This window comes from Blautia acetigignens, assembly GCF_025566865.1.
GTDB classification, from domain to species: Bacteria; Bacillota; Clostridia; order Lachnospirales; family Lachnospiraceae; genus Blautia_A; species Blautia_A acetigignens.
Genome location: NZ_JAOQJM010000003.1, coordinates 175,925 through 196,120, shown reverse-complemented (window position 1 = coordinate 196,120; position 20,196 = coordinate 175,925). Strand labels below are relative to the sequence as shown.

At 48.1% G+C, this 20,196-nt stretch carries 23 protein-coding genes; 1 reads left to right on the top strand and 22 read right to left on the bottom strand.

Features of this window, described 5'->3' with window-relative positions; translation table 11 throughout:
- Positions 1-13 precede the first annotated feature (13 nt).
- The 8 genes from OCV70_RS06125 to OCV70_RS06090 all read right to left on the bottom strand — a co-directional run bounded on the left by OCV70_RS06125 (position 14) and on the right by OCV70_RS06090 (position 7,672).
- Positions 14-241: a hypothetical protein gene (locus OCV70_RS06125; RefSeq protein ID WP_262579418.1), complete on the bottom strand. Its 228-nt coding sequence runs from the start codon at positions 239-241 to the stop codon at positions 14-16.
- A 162-nt stretch (positions 242-403) separates the two neighbouring features.
- A complete protein-coding gene (locus OCV70_RS06120) occupies positions 404-1,228 on the bottom strand; it encodes a sugar nucleotide-binding protein (RefSeq protein WP_262579417.1) in 825 nt (274 codons plus the stop codon).
- Positions 1,229-1,260: 32 nt separating this feature from the next.
- Entirely contained in the window at positions 1,261-2,061 is an 801-nt protein-coding gene (locus tag OCV70_RS06115; RefSeq protein ID WP_262579416.1) for an MBL fold metallo-hydrolase, read from the bottom strand.
- 246 nt (positions 2,062-2,307) lie between these two features.
- A complete protein-coding gene (locus tag OCV70_RS06110; protein WP_262579414.1) occupies positions 2,308-4,719 on the bottom strand; it encodes an AAA family ATPase in 2,412 nt (803 codons plus the stop codon).
- Positions 4,691-4,984, bottom strand: coding sequence for a hypothetical protein (locus OCV70_RS06105; RefSeq protein ID WP_262579413.1), 294 nt, complete (start codon positions 4,982-4,984; stop codon positions 4,691-4,693). Before OCV70_RS06105 ends, OCV70_RS06110 begins: the two co-directional genes overlap by 29 nt.
- Before the next feature lie 116 nt (positions 4,985-5,100).
- Positions 5,101-5,502, bottom strand: coding sequence for a sigma factor-like helix-turn-helix DNA-binding protein (locus tag OCV70_RS06100; RefSeq protein WP_262579411.1), 402 nt, complete (start codon positions 5,500-5,502; stop codon positions 5,101-5,103).
- A gap of 506 nt (positions 5,503-6,008) precedes the next feature.
- Positions 6,009-6,647, bottom strand: a complete 639-nt coding sequence (locus tag OCV70_RS06095) for a DNA alkylation repair protein (RefSeq protein WP_262579410.1) — start codon at positions 6,645-6,647, stop codon at positions 6,009-6,011.
- Between the two features lie 77 nt (positions 6,648-6,724).
- On the bottom strand, positions 6,725-7,672 hold the full coding sequence (locus OCV70_RS06090; RefSeq protein ID WP_317259453.1) for a sigma-70 family RNA polymerase sigma factor: 948 nt from the start codon (positions 7,670-7,672) through the stop codon (positions 6,725-6,727).
- Positions 7,673-7,823: 151 nt separating this feature from the next.
- On the opposite strand from OCV70_RS06090, the gene OCV70_RS06080 reads away from it, so the two are divergent.
- Positions 7,824-8,183, top strand: a complete 360-nt coding sequence (locus OCV70_RS06080; protein WP_054754179.1) for a helix-turn-helix domain-containing protein — start codon at positions 7,824-7,826, stop codon at positions 8,181-8,183.
- A 202-nt stretch (positions 8,184-8,385) separates the two neighbouring features.
- Here OCV70_RS06080 and OCV70_RS06075 read toward each other — a convergent pair whose 3' ends face one another.
- The 14 genes from OCV70_RS06075 to OCV70_RS06010 all read right to left on the bottom strand — a co-directional run bounded on the left by OCV70_RS06075 (position 8,386) and on the right by OCV70_RS06010 (position 20,182).
- The gene (locus OCV70_RS06075; RefSeq protein WP_262579457.1) at positions 8,386-9,732 is read right to left on the bottom strand and encodes a relaxase/mobilization nuclease domain-containing protein; all 1,347 of its coding nucleotides are present in this window, start codon (positions 9,730-9,732) and stop codon (positions 8,386-8,388) included.
- Positions 9,733-9,890: 158 nt separating this feature from the next.
- Positions 9,891-10,238, bottom strand: coding sequence for a plasmid mobilization protein (locus tag OCV70_RS06070; protein ID WP_003020363.1), 348 nt, complete (start codon positions 10,236-10,238; stop codon positions 9,891-9,893).
- Positions 10,235-10,399 carry a hypothetical protein gene (locus tag OCV70_RS06065; protein ID WP_014080207.1) on the bottom strand — a complete coding sequence of 55 codons (165 nt, stop codon included), beginning with the start codon at positions 10,397-10,399 and terminating at the stop codon, positions 10,235-10,237. The genes OCV70_RS06070 and OCV70_RS06065 overlap by 4 nt, the downstream gene beginning before the upstream one ends.
- Before the next feature lie 12 nt (positions 10,400-10,411).
- Positions 10,412-10,996: a defense against restriction DarA-related protein gene (locus OCV70_RS06060; RefSeq protein WP_262579407.1), complete on the bottom strand. Its 585-nt coding sequence runs from the start codon at positions 10,994-10,996 to the stop codon at positions 10,412-10,414.
- 13 nt (positions 10,997-11,009) lie between these two features.
- Positions 11,010-11,969, bottom strand: coding sequence for a hypothetical protein (locus OCV70_RS06055; protein WP_207697792.1), 960 nt, complete (start codon positions 11,967-11,969; stop codon positions 11,010-11,012).
- A gap of 179 nt (positions 11,970-12,148) precedes the next feature.
- A complete protein-coding gene (locus tag OCV70_RS06050; RefSeq protein ID WP_173687167.1) occupies positions 12,149-12,502 on the bottom strand; it encodes a cysteine-rich VLP domain-containing protein in 354 nt (117 codons plus the stop codon).
- Positions 12,503-12,679: 177 nt separating this feature from the next.
- Complete coding sequence (locus tag OCV70_RS06045; RefSeq protein ID WP_014080212.1) at positions 12,680-13,429, bottom strand: DUF4366 domain-containing protein; 750 nt, start codon at positions 13,427-13,429, stop codon at positions 12,680-12,682.
- 2 nt (positions 13,430-13,431) lie between these two features.
- On the bottom strand, positions 13,432-13,686 hold the full coding sequence (locus OCV70_RS06040; protein ID WP_014080213.1) for a DUF4315 family protein: 255 nt from the start codon (positions 13,684-13,686) through the stop codon (positions 13,432-13,434).
- A 14-nt stretch (positions 13,687-13,700) separates the two neighbouring features.
- A complete protein-coding gene (locus OCV70_RS06035) occupies positions 13,701-15,419 on the bottom strand; it encodes a C40 family peptidase (RefSeq protein ID WP_262579403.1) in 1,719 nt (572 codons plus the stop codon).
- On the bottom strand, positions 15,400-17,760 hold the full coding sequence (locus OCV70_RS06030; protein ID WP_330385688.1) for a VirB4-like conjugal transfer ATPase, CD1110 family: 2,361 nt from the start codon (positions 17,758-17,760) through the stop codon (positions 15,400-15,402). Before OCV70_RS06030 ends, OCV70_RS06035 begins: the two co-directional genes overlap by 20 nt.
- Positions 17,717-18,106, bottom strand: coding sequence for a PrgI family protein (locus OCV70_RS06025; protein ID WP_173865444.1), 390 nt, complete (start codon positions 18,104-18,106; stop codon positions 17,717-17,719). The genes OCV70_RS06030 and OCV70_RS06025 overlap by 44 nt, the downstream gene beginning before the upstream one ends.
- A 3-nt stretch (positions 18,107-18,109) precedes the next feature.
- A complete protein-coding gene (locus OCV70_RS06020; RefSeq protein WP_262579455.1) occupies positions 18,110-18,679 on the bottom strand; it encodes an MT-A70 family methyltransferase in 570 nt (189 codons plus the stop codon).
- Between the two features lie 2 nt (positions 18,680-18,681).
- Positions 18,682-19,461, bottom strand: coding sequence for a DNA-methyltransferase (locus tag OCV70_RS06015; RefSeq protein ID WP_262579395.1), 780 nt, complete (start codon positions 19,459-19,461; stop codon positions 18,682-18,684).
- Entirely contained in the window at positions 19,451-20,182 is a 732-nt protein-coding gene (locus tag OCV70_RS06010) for a septation protein SpoVG family protein (RefSeq protein WP_003020333.1), read from the bottom strand. Before OCV70_RS06010 ends, OCV70_RS06015 begins: the two co-directional genes overlap by 11 nt.
- Positions 20,183-20,196 lie beyond the last annotated feature (14 nt).

The following is a 20,196-nucleotide window of genomic DNA, read 5'->3' as shown; positions in this document are numbered from 1 at the left end:
TAGAGCGTGATATTTATTCAAAAATATCTGGCTCATTCTCAATCAAATCTTTCGCCAGATATTTTGCATCCATATTTTCTATTCCATAACTGTCATTTGAAATTTGTTCAGCAAGTTTACTGGAATAATAAATATCAAATGCCTTCCGCAAATCAATCCCTTTTATTCCGGAAATTGCATTAATGATATCATTTTCCAAATTTTGCTTATAAACCTCTTCCAATTGTTTCTTATCTACCATTGTTTTCCACCTCATATGCTCTTTTAAAAGTAATAAGTCGATTCAGTGTTCAACCACCCACATACTACAAAATACCACCTGTTTTGTGACTTTCTTATGCTGGAACTCAAAATAATCATCTTCCTGTATGTACGAACCCACTGCAATCAAAAGGTTTATTCATTATTTTTCATTAGAATTCCCTTCCCTAAGCGTCTTATTCGTCCTTTCATAATCCCTCAGGCATCTCTTCAGCCCATCAAAAACATCACTGAATTCCACACCATATTTTCTCGCCTTTTCGCAATTCATCCACAAATTATGTCTTGGCGGAGCATCCTGAATCGCCACCTGGTTTCCAAGCAAATCTAAAAACTGTTCTGTGATCTCATACATGGACTGGGTGGTCTCGCTTCCAAAATTATACGCGCCTCCCGGCAAAGCCATCACATGATCCATGTTTTCAACCACTTCCTTCAGATAGGTAATTCCGCGAAACTGTCTGGTACTAAACGCCGCCTGCTGCTTCGCATGTATCATATTCAGAAAATAATTCGGCTTCTTTGAAACATAGTCATACATCCACTCCGCCCGCAGCATCACGGCAGAAGGAACCAAATCCAGCACCCGCTCCTCCATCTCCAGCTTATGTTCTGCATAAATATTTCCCGGCTTTACCACTTCTTCTACATATGGTCCCTCCTCTTCGCAGGCACTGTACACCTGATCGGAGCTGAAGCAGATCAATTTTCTGTCTTTGCATGCATGAGCCAGATACACCGGAATCTGCACATTTGCAAAATACGATGCTTCCGGATTTTTCTGACAGATTCCAATATCAGAAATGGCTGCAGTATGAATCACCACGTCCGCTTCACTTTCCTCTACCATCCGCTTTATCATCTCCTGGGTTGCATTCCGAAGAGATGGTGCAGCGGCTGCCTGGGCATATGACTCCATGATTTTATGTCCTACAAATCCTGTTGTTCCTGTAATAAGCAGTTTCATTTTCATGCTCCCCTTTTGCTGTTCTTTGAAAATTAAATAGAAAATGATTCCAGATCATCCGGGATCAGAAGATTTCCGTAAAAATAGTTTCTGCCCTCACTTCCATAAAGCTCTTTTCGGTGCGCAATATTTTTATCTTCTGTATGATACAGCAGCAGATTTTTCACATGAAGCTTTTCTGCCAGTTCGCAGGCATCCTTCACTGTTGAATGGTGTTTCTCATATGGATGGAAAATCTCCGCCTGACTGCTCAGACAAAACGCTTCATGCAAAAGCCATGTACTGTTTTTCGCATATTTTTCCTCACAGGGATGGTACGGTTCATCTCCGCAGCATGTAAATTTCTCCCCATTTCCCAATTCCATGCAAAAGCCAAACTGCCTGGCCTTCGTTGACTGTATATCGAAAAAGGTAACTTTTTTGTTCAAAATTTCCTTGGACTCGCCATCTGCCACAGATATCAGATGAAGACGCTTTCCAATAAACTCTGTGTCTTTCTTTTGCAGCAGTTTTTCGGAAAACTCCTGGAGCAAGGCAATCACTTCATCATGTGCATATATGACTGCTTCGCCTTCGTATTCATCCTGCTTCATGGACTGACAGATCATACGAATCATCCAGATTATTCCGGTAATATGATCGAGATGCTTGTGCGTTACAAAAATAGTTCTTATCTTTTTCCAGTCGATTCCGGTATGTTTCAACTGGTGAAGGATCTGGCTTCCTCCGCCGCCATCTACCAGGAAATATTGATTGCTTTCGTGCAGGACGAAGCAGGTGTTGTAGCACTCGGTTGTTACTGCGTTGCCGGTGCCTAGGATTGTGAGGGTCATGGGTGGGTCTCCTGATGTAGTAAATTTGCGCTTTATACTTCATCTAATTCATAAGCAATATAAGCATTTACCCAAAAGCATTTTCACTTAGATTTGCATAAATTTTCTCATAAATATTGATTATAAGCAGTAAAAAGGATTCATAGAATCATCATCTTTTTATAAGATATATGATACTATGAACCCTTAGATGGTGCAAGCGGAAAAGTTAATGCCTCACCTTATTCATAAATACAATAAATTGGCTTAATACTTTGGAAAATTCTTCTCTGACAATTTTATATATGGAATATCACATCCTTCCATCTTATAGCAGAGAAGCCTTTCAATACGATCATCACAGGTTACAAAGAACAATTGATCAATGGGTCCTTCTTTATCTTTCAAAAGATACTTCAATAAATCCAGAAATGAAAGCATGTTAACATCATCCATACAAGCAGTAAGATCATCAATAAAATAAATTTTAAAATTTTCTTTATTTCCCCTAGAAACAATACCTGCAAAAAAATAAGCAAGAATAAAAACACTTAACTGCCCATTACTTAAAATATTCACTACATGTTTGCCTGTTTCATCCGTTAATGAAACTTGATTTTCTTTTCCATCTGGCGTTATCTTAATATTCTGTATTGTATTGATCCTGGACAATTTCTTATAAAACTTATAGAGATTTGGTCCAACACTCTCATACTCCTGCTGAATCAGTTCTGCAACCAGGTTTCTGATTCTCTTTTCATGACTAATTGCCCAATCTTTCACCTTTTCAATCTGATGAATTTCTTTATTTATCCTTTCAATGGCATTTTGAGAGTTTTTCAACTTTTTATCTAACTCCGCAATCTCCTGATTCTGAATTCTATAAGAAAGGGCATTCATTTTACCAATCAACAACATTTTAGTAAATTTCAATATCTTTGGCGCCTTTTCCGCCTCAATACTAATTTTATTCAGCACTGCTTGGTCTGTATCCACCAACTCCGTTTTAAAATTTAACACAGCAAGAATATCATATGCCTCACTTTTCCTTTTATTCAATTCCTCTTTTGGACTTTGTTTTACTTCTAGCATCTCCTTTTTACTAATTAAATTTGCAATATTACTCCACCAAGAAACATCATTTGTATCCTTTAACACAGCGGAAACTTTCTTTTGCAAAGCAAAGAAATCTTTTGTAGATTTTTGAATTTTCAAGAGTTTTTCTTTTGATTCGTTCTGTTTCTGAATCTCTGCTTCCAATACCTGCTTTCCTTTTGAAATTAATTCATCTTTTAATTCGTCACGCTCTTCTCTCTTATTTTTTCTTTCCTCTGTTTTCTCACTGACGCTAATTTTACTTGCTTTCAAATAATCATATGCTTCTTTCAGGATCTGCTCCTGTCCAATTTCAGTAAACTTCTCTGAACCACAAACAGGACATCTTGCTTTACCATCTTCTTTTAACTTCATATTACGGTATTCTAGTAAACCTTGCTTTTTATCTATTAATTCTGTCAAAACTTCTATGATCTCATTTCCTTCAGAAACGCTTTGTATAGATTCATCCAGAATTTTTATTTTATTCTCCAGATCCTGTATTTTCTTCTTTTTCTGTTCAAAATACTCCTCTGTAAAATCATTGTTTTTTAATGTTAAAAGAATCGGTCCTTTCTCCAAAATTGAATTTCTGTTTAAGGTAATAGCACTATATTCTTCAATCTTATCCTCAAGCTCAGTAATACAGGTAGTTTCTTTATACAAACCAATTTTTATAGCTTCAAGAATATCATCATTGTTCTCCTGAAGCCCCTGGATTAAACTATCCAGATTTTTACACAACTCTTCATTTTTCTGATTTTCAATCAGATTTTTCAAAATATTGCTGACATAAGAATAGCCACATGCATAAATAACTTTTTGCTGTTCACGAAGAAACTTTTGATCTTTTCCCTGTAGATCCACGCTTTCGCCTTCATACATGGCAATACCTGGATATTCCTGAAAAGCAATTTTCTTCTCAAAAGAATTCAATTTCCCTTCAATTGAACTTTTTTCACTCTCAGCATTCTTCTTCTCTTTCTCTTTTTCCTCAATTTTGAGCTCTGCATCTCTTTGAAATAATTTAAGATTTTCTGCAACACGCTCTTCATCAGAATAGTCCGTAACAAACTCTTTAAACATTTCAGATAATGATGAACGCTTTTCATTTTGAATTCCAAGTGATTTCTGAATATCGCAAAAATGGAAATTATAAAAATTATGATTTATACATATATCCAGCCAATCGTCTTCTTCATGTTTTTTGCCATCAATTTGAAGCTTCGTGCCTTTTCCAGAACATCCTAGTTCATCCTTTTTCTGGCTTCTACATATTTTGTGCTCTTCATCTCCTTGTTTTATACACACTTCGACTGAAACTAAATCCTCTGGAACTGCATTTTTATACTTTAAAATACCATTCACATTAATTTTTCGCTCTGCGTCATTAGTACTTCTTAAATCATAAGAATTCTTTAATCGTCCAATACTACCAGTAAGACACCATTCAATAGCATCTATAACAGATGTTTTTCCAATTCCATTTGGAGCTGCCAACAAAACAAACGGGTACTCATCAAATTGAAAATTTGCCTCACGAAGTCCCCGGAAATTAGTTATTTTCACGCTCTTGATAAACATGTTTCAACCACTCCTCAATTTTCTCATAGGTTTTTGATTCAAACGTCTCTTTATTACCTCTACCACTTTTCTTCTCTTGAAAAAGAACTTCTAATCCTTTTTCGGGCATACATTTTTCAAGTGCTTCTATCTTCCTTTTATTCAAGGAAAAATCACTGGTAGGAATCATATAAAATGGTATTTCTACAGCTTCTTCATCTGGAATTTCTACAGTCCCAGCGTCATCTATATCATATGGAAGAATAATTTTCCTCGTAATATTCAAGGAGCTTTCTTCTTCACGATCTATATCTCTATCTTTACAAAGAATAATCTCAATAATATTATATTTAATTTTTCTTAATACTTTTCTATTTTCAGAGCCAAAGGCAACGAATATACTTACTTTATGCGCTCAAGGCCACGCTTGATCGACTGGCGAATAGACTCCTCATGTACGCCCTCGGCCTCGGCAATTTCCTTAATCGACTTGCCAAGAATGATATGTGCGTCAATTCTGCGGCCTTGGATCTCCGGCAGAGAATTGAGAGTGTTCCACAGACGAAGAAAGGTTTCCATTCGTTCAAGGAGCTCCTGCGGGGTCGGCTCATGCAGGCAAGCGGAATATTCAATCCCGTCATCGCAGTCCAGAGAATACTGCGCCTTGTGCCGGGAGAGCCGCCGCTGGTAGGCCATTTCATAGCGGGCATCGGCCTTGAATACCTCGGCCACCTCGTCAGAAACTTCGATAAGCTGATCCTGCGTGTACCAATAATAAAAATCTTTCAAATTGATAGTAGTCATCGTAAAATCCTCCATTTCAGTTTGTTCGGGGTTGGTCGGAAACGGAATGGAGTAACGGCGGAGAACGGCACCGCACCTCGGGACACTTTGCCTCGAAGTCTGGAAAGCAAAATGCGCCTGCGCGACACAAGGCCGCACAAGCGCACGAAAAAGTATTATCGGTTATGTACTGTTTAATTTCATATTCAAAGCCGGACTGCTCCGATGGAGGGGCTACGCTTTTTTTAGCTGGTGCAGATCACGCGAACAATGAAATAATAAAATGAACACGGCAATACCTCCCGGGAACCGCCGTGTCTTAAAAAAAGGTGACTTTAATACACCCTCCGTATTTCTGCTATTTGAAAAGAAAACGGCGGCTTGAAATTGCTATTTCAAAACCGCCGTAAGGCTACTGTATTTTGTTTTGGCGCATAGAAACTCAGCCGCCGAAACAACGGTTTTTTTATTATCCCGTTGAGCGGTTGTACTTCTATATGTTTGGTTTGACTCTATTGCCGTTGTGACTATCTATCAACACTTTTCTCTGCTATGTATCTATACGCCAACTTATAAACCTGTGCCACTTTTTTGTCCGAAACATCCCAAGTAGAGATTTCTTCTTTTATAAGTCTAGGAAATTTCTTGCTTATATCTCTTAGTGCGTTCCCTGCTGATTTTCGGACATATTCGCTGTTATCTGCTTTCAAATCGGATAGGAGGGAAATTGCAATTTGAGGATTTTCTCTAAAATAATCGCGGTTTGTCCATATACGAAGTCCCTCCGAAACAGCTCGGCGGACATTAGGGCGACTATCTTGCAACCATTCTTTAATAGTTGGCAAAGAGTTTTTATATCCGTTTGTAGAACAATATATATCAAAAGCCATAGCCAAAACTTCTTGGACTTTCCAACTCGGATGTGTACTTACAGTTTCGCTCAAAAACTTTAATGCAGTTGGGCGCATTGAACTTGCATAACCATATAGGAGCACACCGATTTCTTGAATTTGAAAATATTCTGAGCAATACAATTCCGAAGCTATTTGGATATATTCATCGGGTGAATAGGATCTACTTAATTTAAGAGCTTCTTCCTTAACCTTTTTCAAATTGTCTTTGTCAGTGATTGTGTCAACTAAGTGTTGTAAGTATCCCTTATCCATAAAAAAGCCTTTCTGCAATCTTGAATTTTTAGTTTCATAATAATAGATGCTCAAACGAAGGCAAAGACTCGGCCTCACTAACAATTTCCATAAAATTTTTTTACAAGCAATATAATCCCATCAAACCACTTTTGACTTGGCCTTTGATCAGGAATGTTATGATAATAATGCAATATCATTTGCGTAGTCTTTGTATTTTGAACATAACCATTTTGCTTGTAGTTTAACACAGTGAGGGATTGCCTCATTTTTTTCTGGATTGAATTTCTTGTATTCATAAATTCAATCCATTCCTTGCAGGTGCATGGGTTATTTATATCTAAAAAACTACAATGCCCTTGAAAAAATGACTCCAAATTTAACCTTGCACGATATAATAATCCCTTGACAGCTTTAGGAGTAATATCTAATATTTCGCTCACTTCTTTTATTGATAAGCCAAACATATCAACTAAGGAAAAAGCTATTCTTTGATTAAGCGACAACTTTCTTGTCATAGCTAAAAAGCACCCGTCGCGCAGTTTTATCACTTCTTCATTTGCTTCTACTTCATCCAACTGAATAGATGGAGGAGTAACTAATAACTTACCATCCCGTTCTAATTCTTCAATACTTTCAAAGTATTCAACATTATTTTCTCGTTGTTGTTTGCGTAATGACATACGAAACTCGTTGATACAAATTACCCGAAGCCACTTCTTGATCGCTTCTGGACTTCTAAGCTCCTTTATGTGGAGCCACGCTTTAATAAAAGTTTCTTGCGTTAGGTCATCTGCATATTCGGGGTTAGCCGATAATTTTAACGCCAAATTGTAAACATATTGCCCATAACTTTCAATGATATTTTCAATTTTGGGCAATTCTTTGCGACGGCGATCAGAGGGCTTTTGAGCATTTCGAGGTATGAGCCACAGTCTACTAAACTTTACGGCACCCTCTATACGATTTTCTTCGCATAATTTCTGTATGCGGCGTTCTGAAATTCCCCAATTCTTTGCAGCATCTTGTACCGAAATAAAATCCATATTCCACCTCCAAAAATCAATCATGAATAATTATATACGGTCAAACGAATAATTTCAATCATGCTAATATGAAGTTAAATAGTCAGTAGTATGAAATACACAGTCGTTCAAATAATATCACATGAAATGTAAAATCATATCAGGTGATGTTATGAAGATAGAACGAGATGAAAGACGCTTTGATTTTCACGATATAGGGCTTGCCATCAAGCGGGCAAGAGAAGCCAGCGGCATGACGCAGGAGCAACTGGCCTATATTGTCGACCGCGCTCCGCGTACCATTATGTATAACGAAAATGACGGCCAGCATCCAAGCTTCAACACCTTTTATCAGATGGTCACAATGTTTGATATATCGGTGGATCAATACTTTTACCCGTCCCAGAATAGCGGGAGCGAGTGTAGAAAGCGGATTGATGCCATGTTGAACGCCTTGGACGAAAGAGAATTGAAAATCGTTGAAGCTACAATCCAAGCGATGAAAGCATCGAAAGAAACGGAGGAAACGTAAAAGAAAGCGTAACCTCCGTTTTTTTGCGCCATGTTGCGGGTTGCGCGTTTTGGCAAGCAATTCGGGTGTGGCCACACTCCGAAATTTTTGCAGGGCGCAGGGCCCGCAAAAATGCTTGTTGGGGAGCTCCCCAAGCCCGCTGTACTTCGGGACAAATTGTCCCAAAGTCCCGGTGCGCTGCACCGTAGTCTGCGGCCCGTCACTATCGTTCCTGGGCCTTATTTTCACGCTCGTCTGTTATGCCGAGCAGATGATCAATGTTCGCTTTTATTGCCACGGCCTCTCGCATTTGCTGCTGGGCCTCCCGGTATTCTGCATAAAGCTCTTTTTTCTGTCCTGCCAACTCACGGCGGGATTTTTTTAGTGCTTCAATCTTAGGGAGCTTTGCGCCGTTCAGTATGGTGTTCATGGTATCCTTTGCCGTCCGGTAAGTGGCAAGCTCTGCTTCATGCTGGGCCAGATACTTTTTGCTGTACCGCGCAGCCTTGTACCCATCGAACACCGGGCGGGTCTTGGCATAGTCCACCGTGGCAGCCATCAGCTCCGAGGTTTTGGAAAGAGCCTCCTCCGTTGTGCGGAGCTCGTCAGACAGCTTGTGAAAGTGATCCACCGCAGCCTCGGTGCTGGCCGTCAGTGCCGCATAGTCTGTCAGATGATGCTCCTGCAAATACTGGAGCGCGGCGGCCATTTGTTTTAGGTTGTAGACCTTGGCCCATCGTTCATAGGCCGGGCCTTTGCCCTGGGCCATACGCTCTTGAATGTCGATGATGAGATTAACTCGCCGTGGCGGAACCGTGGGCTCCTCGGACAACTCGGGGAGTGGACGTTCCCCGGCAATTACTGCCTTGATGTCCTCCGGGTCAAATCCGGCTCCAAGTGTAGAAGCTCGGAGCCGGGTTGATTTTTCTTGCCCGGGCGCAAGGAATGAGATAACACCGCCGCGCCCCTGTTTTACGGCAAAGCCGGACTCATCCATGAGACGAAGAAAGTCGGCAAAGTCCGTGGGCTTTTTCTCCAAAGCGGCGAGAACAGCCAGCCGCACCCGCTGCTTGGCAGAGGGCGGCTTTTTCCCGATCCACTGGCCATAGTGAAGAAAGCGGCCCTTGCTGTGCTGGCGCGGGTTTTGGATAACCGACAGCTCATGTTCGATGCACACGCGGTCAGAGAGCCGCCGCAGGGCAAAGGACGAACCAATGAAATTATGAAATTTCCGGGAGCGATCAAAGGCCGTCGCATTGAAATAAATATGATTGTGGATGTGGCCCTTGTCTGTGTGGGTGCAGACAAAAAACTGATACTTTCCCTTTGTCCAGCGCATCGCCGTTTCATAGCCGATACGGTTTGCTTCTTCCGCCGTAACCTCCCCGGGCAGGAACGCCTGCCGGATCTGAAAGAACAGTGCCCCGCGAGATACGGCCCGGCCTGTCTCTGCAAGGTATTGACTTTTTACCAGAAGAAACTCGGCGGGAGCCGTGTTCGGATCGCAGAGATAGGAAGATACGGCTCCCAGCTTTTCCGGGTTCAGGCCATAGGTGAAACGATCCTCCATCGTTTGAATTGCACTTTTTCCCGCCGCTGTTTTATAAGGGCGGATGTAGGTGGTCGCCGTAAAAATCCCTCCTTCCGGCAAACAGTATTTTTACTTTGGGACACTTTGTCCCGAAGTAGAAAAAGCCGGGGAGCGGTATCAACCACTCCCCGGATGGATCAGAGCTCTACCAGCGCGGAGAGCTGTTTCAAGAGATCAGACAGCGGCCCCCACAAAGCGGCATAGTCCCGCTGCAAGGCCGCGAGTTCTTCGGGATAAATTGCGCCGTAGGTGTTGGCTTGAATTGCCACTTGGTTCAGATTGTTGGAGCAGCGCCGCTGGAGCGAAACCAGCTCACGAACAGGCGAAAGGTCAACATGAAGCACATACCCACTCAGGGCCATTTTCCGCATATAGGCTCCCATATTACGGATGCCAGCCTCCGCCATACGTTCTTGAATCAGGGCCTGCTCCGCCTCCGACACCATCACATGAAGATGGATCGGACGGCGGCGCTTTTTTGTCATCGCTCCTCACGCTCCCGGCTGCGGCAGGCGCGGGGCGGCTCCTTTACCTTATCCAGCGGCTTTTCCTGTTCGTCTGCCGGAACAGGGTGCGGCAAATGAAATTCACGGTGCAGGCGCAGCACCTCCAGTACAGACAATTCCTGTTCACGTTTCTTTTCCATATACGCACCTCCTTATCTATCGCCACGGTCAGACTGCCTACGCTGGGGAGCCGGAGCCTCTGAGCCGCGATCTGCCTCCGCCAACTTTGCAGCATTTTTCATCTGATCGGCAATCGGACGGGGCCTGTCGGGATTATCAGGCGCAGGACGCAGCTCATAGTCGGATGCCTGTTTTTCCGTTAGCGGGCGGGTATAGGTAAGATAGCCCCAAGCCAAGAACGAGCCATTTTCCACCGGGATGCGCTGATCGTAATTGAAGATTTCATCCGGCTTGTTATAAGGCGGCTTCGGGAATGTCCCGATGTCCACAGGCCGCTGGGTCGAATAATACTTGTAAAGGCCGGGAGCCTCGGTCTGCCTGATCCCGACGTTATAAATACGCTGATAGTCCTGCACCCGGTCTGTGAAATCCTGTTCCATCGCGGTGCGGTCATTTCCATAGTGACCCCATTCATACTGCCGCTGGCCGTCCTTGTCATCATAGCAGGCCCATGTGACATAGCGGGATGGCGCGGTGGGATGTTCGCCCAATGCAAATCCTCGTCCATTTTCCAGCATGACCGCCTTCAAAATGGCGTAGCCTTGATTTTTGTCCATAGTACACCTCCCATCATCGAGACATTTCTTTGTTTTCTCTTTTCACAAACGGCTGGAGCTGATAGGGGCTTGTACCGTCCTCGGGCCGCAGAAAGTCTATCCGGGCCGCAGCACGGATGGCGTTCTGGTTAAGCTGCCGCTGCCATGCCCCTTGGCTGGGAGCCCACTTAAAGCCGTTGCTTTTCAGTTCCTGCCGCTGATTGGCATCGGGCTTTTCCTCAAAAATAAGCTGCAAACGATTTTCAGCCTCGTTGATTTTTGCCTCGCCTCCGGGGAATGTCCAGCCTGCAAACTCGGAGCGGCTGCTCAGTTCCTCAATGCGCTGGCGTACACGGCGGATATTGGCGTTGTTGTTGGAAAGCAGATAGGCGGGGTATGGCTTGCTTTTGTCCAAGTGCCATGACTGCGCCATATCTGCTTTGAGCTTTTCGGCCTGCTCCGGCGTAAGCTCCGGGCAGCCGTCCAGCGTTTTGTGTTTCCGAAAATACGCATTGACCGCCTTCATGGTGGCCTGCAGGGACTCCAGCCCCTCCAGCTTTTTTGTCAGCTTTTCCACGGCCAGATCGTCATCCGCGCTGATCCCACCCATTCCAACAGAGCGGATTTTATCAAGCAGCTTTGAAATCTCCGCATACTCTCCATAGTTGCGATCCCGGGCGGCGTTCTGCTTGTGCTTTTTTGTCACAGGGAAATTGCCGCCCCCGGAGATCAGAATAGAGGGCACCCGGGCATCAATCACATTGCGTTCATTCAGATTTTCCGCAAGTTTCCGGGCATAGCGATCCACCAGAGCGTCAATCTTATCGTGGTACATGGGATCGACACGGGCTTTCTGGCGTTCCGCCGCTGCATACGCTTCATCGACCATTGCCCGGTAGCTCGTCGTAGCGGAGCCCGGCTGATAGTCGGAAAAGCTGTTCATATCCTTTGCCCGCTTTGCGGCTTCTTCATTGATCGGATAATATTTCGGCATAGTACCTCCTTCCACAAAAGCCGGAACTTTGGGACAAATTGTCCCAAAGCCCCGGCAGCTAAAATGTTGACAGCATCTCACGGAAACAGGGGCGGACGTAGAAACATACGCCTCCCGCAGAAAAGGGCCTTAAAAAGCCTTGTCACAGGCGGGTTTGGGGTGTCCTAATTGTCAACACATCAGCCCCGCTTTTTTCGCATATATTCCCGCTGCTGTCTGCGGTGTGCCGCCTTTGCACAGGCCGCCGAACAATAGGTTTGCCGTCCATCAGGAGCCACGGCTCTGCCGCATACCGGGCAAGCCTTGAAATCCGGCCTTGGCCCTTCTGCCAGCAGCGCAGCCTCCAGCGCCGGATCAAGGGGCAGAACTGCCTCGCGGAAGTAGCGGCAATAAGCCCCCGTCCAGCATTTCCCAAACATATAGCACTCGCAATCCAGCGGCAGGCAGCCGCAGTCCCGGTCATAGTTGGCACACCATTTTGATACCAGCCTGCGGATTGCCGTTTTTTCTGTCCGGGTCAGTTCTCGGCCCACAGCATCACCTCCCGTTGCCCGGTGGTTTGAGTTGCTCCCGGTAGCAGAACACGCAGCCGATCCCGCGCCAGTAAGGGCAGCCGTCACAACGGGAGCCCTTCGGCGGCAGGCTGGGCGGCACACCCTTAAAGTAGCTTTTTTCTTTCATAAATCCCTCATAGGGGTTGTTGGTAAATCTCATTCATTATCCTCGCTTTCGGTATCGTCCTCGTCCCAAGGCGGCCCATCGTCCTCGGGATCGTCATAATCAGCCAGTTCCTCGCTGTAATCCTCTTCGGGTACAGCAGCTTTTTCATGCTTCGGGCGGTAAATTTTGAAGTACCAGCCTGCACCGCTGCCCAGAACAGCCACAGCCAAAATCAGCAGAAGCGTCCCGGTATTACTTTTCTGCTGGGGCTCGGGTTCCGGCTCCTCCGCAGGTTCCGTCACCGGAGCGGGTTCGGGAGCTGTGCCAGCACACTCGGTCATATTGACCGCGCAGACCTCGCAATCCGTATGGATGGCTCCGGGCGCACATTTTTCTGTGCAGGAGCAGGCCGGAAGTTCTCCGCCAGCGGCCTCCAGTGCCGCCAGCAGATCGGCTTCATCCACCATGTTCAAAAAGTAGGTGTGATACTGTTCGCCGTCCTCGTCCACAGGCTTGTCATAGTCAATGACAATGTAAAAGGTGTTGCCGCCGCTGGTTTCCACCGTGATGAACTGTTTGTTGGTTGCGGCATCGTAGAGCAGATCGCGGGTCACAAGGTTTCCATCCTCCGAAAAGCCCTCGCCCGGGGTAATGGTAGGCGCTGGCTCCGGGGCCGGAGTTTCTTCCACAACAGGCGGTTCCTCATTCCCGCCGTCCGAATAGGCATAGGCCGGGATTGCAAAGCCGCATAAAAGAACGGCGGAGCAAAGCCCCGCCGCCAACATACGAAAGTGTTTCATATTCAGTTTTCCTCCTTCTTTTCTTCTTCGGACTTCGGGACACTTTGTCCCAAAGTACCTCCGTCCTTCAGCTTTTCAAACAGCAGCGGGAGCTCCGTAAGGGAAATGCTCATACCGCGCACAATGTCCACGATCTCGCTGTTTTCCGCCTCCAGCTTTTTTTGCTCCAGCTCCTTGAGCCGGGCCTGCTGTTCACTGATTTTGGCCTTGACCTTATCAATCTCGGCCTGAATTTTCATGCTTTTGGTAGTTGCCATTTCAAAACCTCCTGTCACGGTAAACGCCCGTAGGCGTAAAAATGAGATTGCCAGTAGCTTGTATTCAAATTTGCGTAGCCGATGGGATCTCCGCAATGCAGCATTTTCCCGTCACCGACATAAATCCCGCAATGGCTCACGCCCGGCGTGTCATAGGTGCCTTTGAAGAACACCAGATCACCGGGTTTGGGAGAGCTGGTCGGCGTACAGATGTTATAGAGCCCCTGGGCTCCCAGCCTGCCAACATTCCAGCCGGAGTGATTGATGACCCATGAAACATAGCCCGAGCAATCAAAGGAAGTAGCCGGAGAACTGCCGCCCCACACATAGGGATAGCCGATGTATTTCTGCGCCTCGGCAAGCATCGCGGCAAAGGTTTCATCGTCCAGATATTCTCCTGGCACCTCGTAGTCACCGGGTTTCCCGGTAATATACTTGTTCACATAGGGAGAATCCGGGAACAGATCGGGGCGGTTTCCCAGTGTTGCCATATAGATGGCATACCGGGAAAGCTGATCCTCGCCCATGACATACACGGGTACATGGGATAAATTAAAGTTCTCCAGCGTGACCGTACAGATGTAATAGTCGTAAGGCACCTGATAGGTGTCTGTATGGGAGTTGCCGTCCTCGTCCGTCCATGTGTCGGTTTCTGTGCGATACCGGGTTTCCACCACCACATCCTCCGTGAGAATGTACTGGCGGTCAAACAGCATTTGCAGCGTTCCCTGGACTTCCTCTATTGTCCATTGTCCCTCATGGAGCGCACACAAAAGAGAAAGCAGCACATAGGGGTCATGTTCGATTTCGTCCAGATCGAAGTGGTATTCGTCATAGTCATGGGTGCTTTCATAGGTGTCCAGATAATGCTGCAAATCATCTTCCAGCACACAATAGGCGGCTTCGGCGGCCAGCATATCACGATCCTCGCAAGGATAGGTGCTGGCTCCTAATGCACCGGCCCCGGCGTTCCCCAGCATAAGCATGGTAGAGGAACAGGACTGCATAGCAAACAGGAGTAACACACAGAGCACCGCAATCACGGCACCTGCGGGATGACTTTTGACAAATTCCACTGCCCGGGCAGTCAGGCGTTCTGTGGCTGTGGCAGTTTTCCCAGCCGCAGCCGCGCTCTGCTTTGCAGCCTCCTTTGCCTGCTTGCGGTATTGCCTGCGGAGCCCTTGCTTCTGCCAGTAGCGGGTAAGGGCATTTTTCGTCAGCTCCGGGTGCTCCTGTGCGGTGGTGTGAAAATGGTAGTTCGCCGTGTACTTGGTATAGCGGGCCTCGGCCTTGCGTACCACTTTTGCCGGATGTTCCCGGACTTTACGGCGCACAAAGCGAGAGCCATGCCGTAGCGCGGTTTCTCCCACAAGCTCAGAACGGTGTGCGCCTTCCGTGCCGACATTTTCCTGTTCCACTTCAAAAATCTTGCCATGCACGAAGCTGTGAACGGAACCACTGGCAACACGGCCTATGCGTTTTACCGGGCCGGGCTTTTTCGGCGGCTTTTGCTTTTCCAGCTTCTCCCGGGCCTGTTCCAGTTTTTCGCCTTGGGACTCCATGCGGAGCTTTGCCGCCGCAGCCTGTTCCTGCTGGCTCTTTTTGCGGAACTTGGACTTCGGGACACTTTGTCCCGAAGTGTCGGAAGCCTCCGGCCCGGGCTGTTCCCCGTCAGGGGCGTGGGCGGTCTGCGACCAAGCCTCCTCCTTGGTCTTATTCGTTTTTCGTTTCATTCTTCATATCCTCCGGGCGTGTAGTCAGCAGGTCATAGATTTCTCCGCGAGGGAACCGATCCACAAACGGAATGGTTACATTTCCATAGAACAACAGCCCCTCGCCGGAATTGCTGTGTGTGATATAGGAAAGCTGATGCTCGGAAATACCGAGCTGTTTTGCCAGAATGGTACGGTCACTCTGCGCCTGCGAAAGCAGAATCATAAAATCCGTGTTGTCCAGAATGCTCTCGATTTCCCGGCTGGCCAAAAGGTCTTTGACGTTCTGCGTCAAAGCAGACGGCACACATCCTTTTTTACGCAGCATTTTCCAGACTGCCACAAAGTAGCTGGCTGTCAGCGGATCGCGGAGCAGGATATGAAACTCGTCAAAGTAGCACCAAGTCGCCGCACCCTCGTGGAAGTTCTGATCCACCGCCTGCGAAACAAACTCATTTGTGATGTGCATTGCAATCTTTCTAAGGTTTTCGCCCATGTTTTTCAGAACGATGCACACCACACGGCTGTCCGTCTTGACGTTGGTAGGATGGTTAAAGAGATTGAGGGAGCCTGTGCAATAAAGCTCTAAGGCAGTTGCCACGCGCCGGGCTTCGGGCTCCGGCTGGCGTAAGAGCTCTTCGTACAAATCCTGTAACAGCGGTGTTTTTGCAGTTTCCAGTCCGAGCGCCTGTTCCCGGTACACCAAACGCACACAGCGGTCAATGACCGTCTTTTCAATGGGCTGCAAGCCTTCCTTGCCGCCGACCACCAGCTCGCATAGGGACAAAAGAAAATCCGCCTTCATGGAAAGCGGGCTTTCTCCGGCGGCCATATTGAGCTCCACATCCATCGGATTGAGGTGGTGCGGGCTGTCCGGGGCAATCTCGATCACCTGGCCGCCCAGCCTTCGCACCAGTGGAGCGTATTCGCCCATCGGGTCAACCACGATGATCCGATCCTGCGGGATGGTGAGAAACACATTCAAAAGCTCACGCTTTGCGGCAAAGCTCTTGCCGGAGCCCGTAGAGCCCAAATACATCCCGTTTGCCGATTTCAGCTTTTTGCGGTCAGCCATGATGACATTGTGAGAAAGTGCGTTCATGCCATAGTAGAGGGCCTGCCCAGCCATGCGGAGCTCCCTTGTCATAAAAGGAATAAAGATGGCTGTGGAGCTGGTGGTCATACCGCGCTGGATTTCTACCTCGTTGTAACCAAGGGCCAACGAGGAAACAAAGCCCTGTTCCTGTTGCCAGTCCAGACGGCGCAGAGCGCAGTTGTATTTCTGCGCGATACCGCCCACGGTAAACACATCGTTTTCCAGCCGCTGGCGGTTAGGAGCAAGGTTTACCACCGTAAAGGTCAGCAGAAACATTCGCTCATTGCGGGATTGCAAATCAGCCAGAAGTTCCGCTGCGTCCTTGCTGAATGTAATCAGGTCAGGGGGAAGAATATCCGGGTCATAGCCGGAGCGCACAGCCTTTCTCTGTTCCTCCACTTTCATTTTTCCGATGTCCGAGATTTTCCCCTTGATGGTCTTAATTGCCTTGAGCTGATCCACGGTCTGAATGTGCATGGTCACGGTCATTTCCGCATCCAGCTCCAAGATTTCCGCCAGCAGCTTATCCGAAAGCTCCGATGCCATAATCTGCAAGTAGGACACCGCGCCCCAATACTGGCCGATACGGAATGTGCGGGACTGGCGGAAGTCGAGACTGTCCGGGGCAATAAAGTCTTTTGTGCCAAGCCCGGTCTGTGGGATGTCTTTCCACGAAAAGCGGAACGCCTCGCGGCTCCCCGGATGCATCTGGCTATGAAGCAGCGCAAGGCGGGCCCGCCCGTCCATAGGCTCCGAGGGAACGCCCAGCCGCTTAAAGTTTCCCATGACATCAGCCTCCACACGCTCCAGACGGGGCCGAGCCTCCGCAATCCCCTCGGCGGGTATGCCAAAGGTGATGTATTTTGAGCGTTCAATGCCGTTATTGCTTTTGGCAATCTGATTTTTCAGCATCCCGGTAAACTCATCCCGGACGCTGTTATAGTTGTCATCCGCTTTCGGGATATTGACTTGATAGCGGCTGCGGGAATGGGAACGGCGATTGATAAAGGAAAGCTGGAACGGCAGCGAACTGTCAAAGTAGTTAAGAAATGAGCTCCATCCGCTGAATATGGCAGTCTGATCCTCGGTGGATGCCACGGAGTAATTGATGTCCTCATATTCCACGGTTTTTGTATAGAGCCCACCCGGGATCTTGCACACACCGTCCGGGTGCATGGACAGATACGGGATTGTCTGCTGGGCAGACAGGGCCGCCCGGCCTTTACCCTTGGCGGCGGCTCCGTTTTTCTTCTTTGTGTTTTTCAATCACATCCTCCTTTCCAGCGCCCGGCCCGGCAAAGGGCGCATAAATGTTTTCGGTTCGGTAGGCCCTGATCCCCGGCCTTAGACACTTAGCCCGGATAATGTTTCGCACAACTTTTTCAAAGGGCAAGCCGTCCTTTTCATACATGGCCAGCAGGAACGCCGGGAGCATAATTCCCAGCATGAGAAACATCGCCCCGGTATTGCCGAGGGTGCCACGGGTCAGCAGATAGGCCGGAATCCCCACTGCGCCCGCGCTGCCGAAGCAGACAAGCTGGCGTTTGGTGAGGTTGAAAGCCATCTTTGTTTTGATTTTGGATAAATCGTTTGGTACGTTTACATAGGGCATAGATTACACTCCTTTCTGTACTTCGGGACAATGTGTCCCAAAGTCCGGGATGGTTGGTGTTACTTCATTTCCCCATACAGCCCAGCCGGGCGGGGTCTGCCTGGCAAAGAGCTCCACGCGGGGCAGATCGCCCATCAGGGAAATGATTTTGACGCGGGCCTCGTCCGGCTTTTTGCTATGGGCTTCAATCGGGGAAATGATGAATTGATGAATGTTGGCAGCCTGCCGCTTTGGATGTCCCTTGGTTGCCAGCAGGCAGATTTCTGCATTGCCCCTTGTCCAGAAGCCAAGGCCGTAAAACCAGCTATCCGCCTTCTTGTTCTTTTTCAGCCAGACGAAAGCAACGCTTTTGTAGGTGAAGCCCCAAGCCTCGATCAGCCGGAGCGCCTCCGGGAGCTGCGGGAAAGTGGCCCATAAAAAGAGTGCGCTGTCCGGGGCTGCAAGATCAGCCACAGGCAACGCACATAACTCCTCAATGCTCATAGTGGGATAATGTTTTTCCGCCGCGCCCTGTACTTTCTTAGCCGAGTAGCGCCAAGGGGGATCGGCGTAAATGATAGAATACTGCTGGATAATTACACTCCTTTCTCGCCGGAGCTTTTTACTGCCTGCGCCGCACGGATGCGCTCACTGGCAGCGGCATAAAAGGCCGGGGCCGTTTCAAAGCATACAAAGCGGCGTTCTGTGTTGATGGCTGCAATCGCGGTTGTGCCGGAGCCAACGCAAATGTCCGCGACCAGTTCGCCGGGGTGGGTATAGGTGCGGATCAAATACTCGCAGAGCTCCACGGGCTTCTGCGTGGGGTGGATGCCGCCGGACACCGTAGGCACAAAAAGTACATTTCCGGGATAGCGGCGGCCATCGTTGGACTCCGAGCCTTGCCGTTCAAATTTTCCATAGTTGGAGCTTGTACCGCTTCGGGAATGTACGCGGGTATAAGGCTTGCCATAAGTAAACTGCGGATTGTAGACCGGGGACTTCTGGTAAAACACCAAGATATTCTCGGACTTTTTCAGTGGAGCCCGGTTTGCATTGAGAAAACCTGTTCCGCGCTCCTTGTACCAAATCCACTCATAGCGGAGCATGGCGAGGTTGGATGCGCCCAGCACCTTGTCAAAGGGGCACTGTGCGAAGAACAGCACCGCACCATTCGGCTTGACCGCCCATTTCACCGCCTCCCACAGTTCCGGGAGCGGCAGGGGCACATCCCAATAATTCCGGGTTGTGCCGTAGGGCGGATCGGTCAGCAGCATATCCACGCTATGCTTCGGCAGGGAGCGCAGACCCTCGATGCCGTCCATGAGAAACAAACCCTCCTTCGGGACACTTTGTCCCAAAGTGCGGCTATCGGTCATTACGGGCCTCCTTTGCCTTGGCAGGCGCAGGACGGGCGGCATTTTCTTTTCCAGCTTGTTTCGCGGCCTCGGCCATCTGCTCCTTGATCGGGGCAGGCCGTACCGCCTGGGCCCGTGCAACAAGCTGTTCCACCGCCGCATGATACGCCTCCACACCAGCCGCGTTGATCCGTTCCTGTGTGGCGCGGTCAGGAATCCGAACCGTAGCCCGGTATCCCGTCCGGCTGGCAGGATCGGGCTTAGAGGGAGCACCGAGGAAAATCCCGTTTTTCCCGTCCACAACCTTAAAATCATCGATGACCACACCGCCAAAATTGACGCTGGCGAAGCCGATCAACTTTCCCTGCGGCTCAATCGGGCGAACAGATACCGTGATCGGAACAACCGCCTCCTGCAAGACAGCATCTGTCCGCATTTTTACTGCCTCGTCAATGCTAACGCCCTTGACTTCCGCAAGCTCCGCGATGGGAGCATCAAACAGCCAGCGCCGCTCCTCCGCAGCAATCTGCTCCGGGGTCAGCAATACATCGTCTTTCTTACTCAGATAAAATTCCTCCTTTCCGCTTGCCGGAGCAGGCTGGGCGGGGTCGTCCATCAGCTCTTTTCTTTGCAGGACGGCCTCCGTTTCCGCCATAAAGCGGTAAGCGTCCGCTTCAGTAAACTCCTCCGGCGTTTTTCCATTCCATAAGCGCGTTCCATCCGCCCCGTATCTTCTCGGCATAAGCACATCCTCCT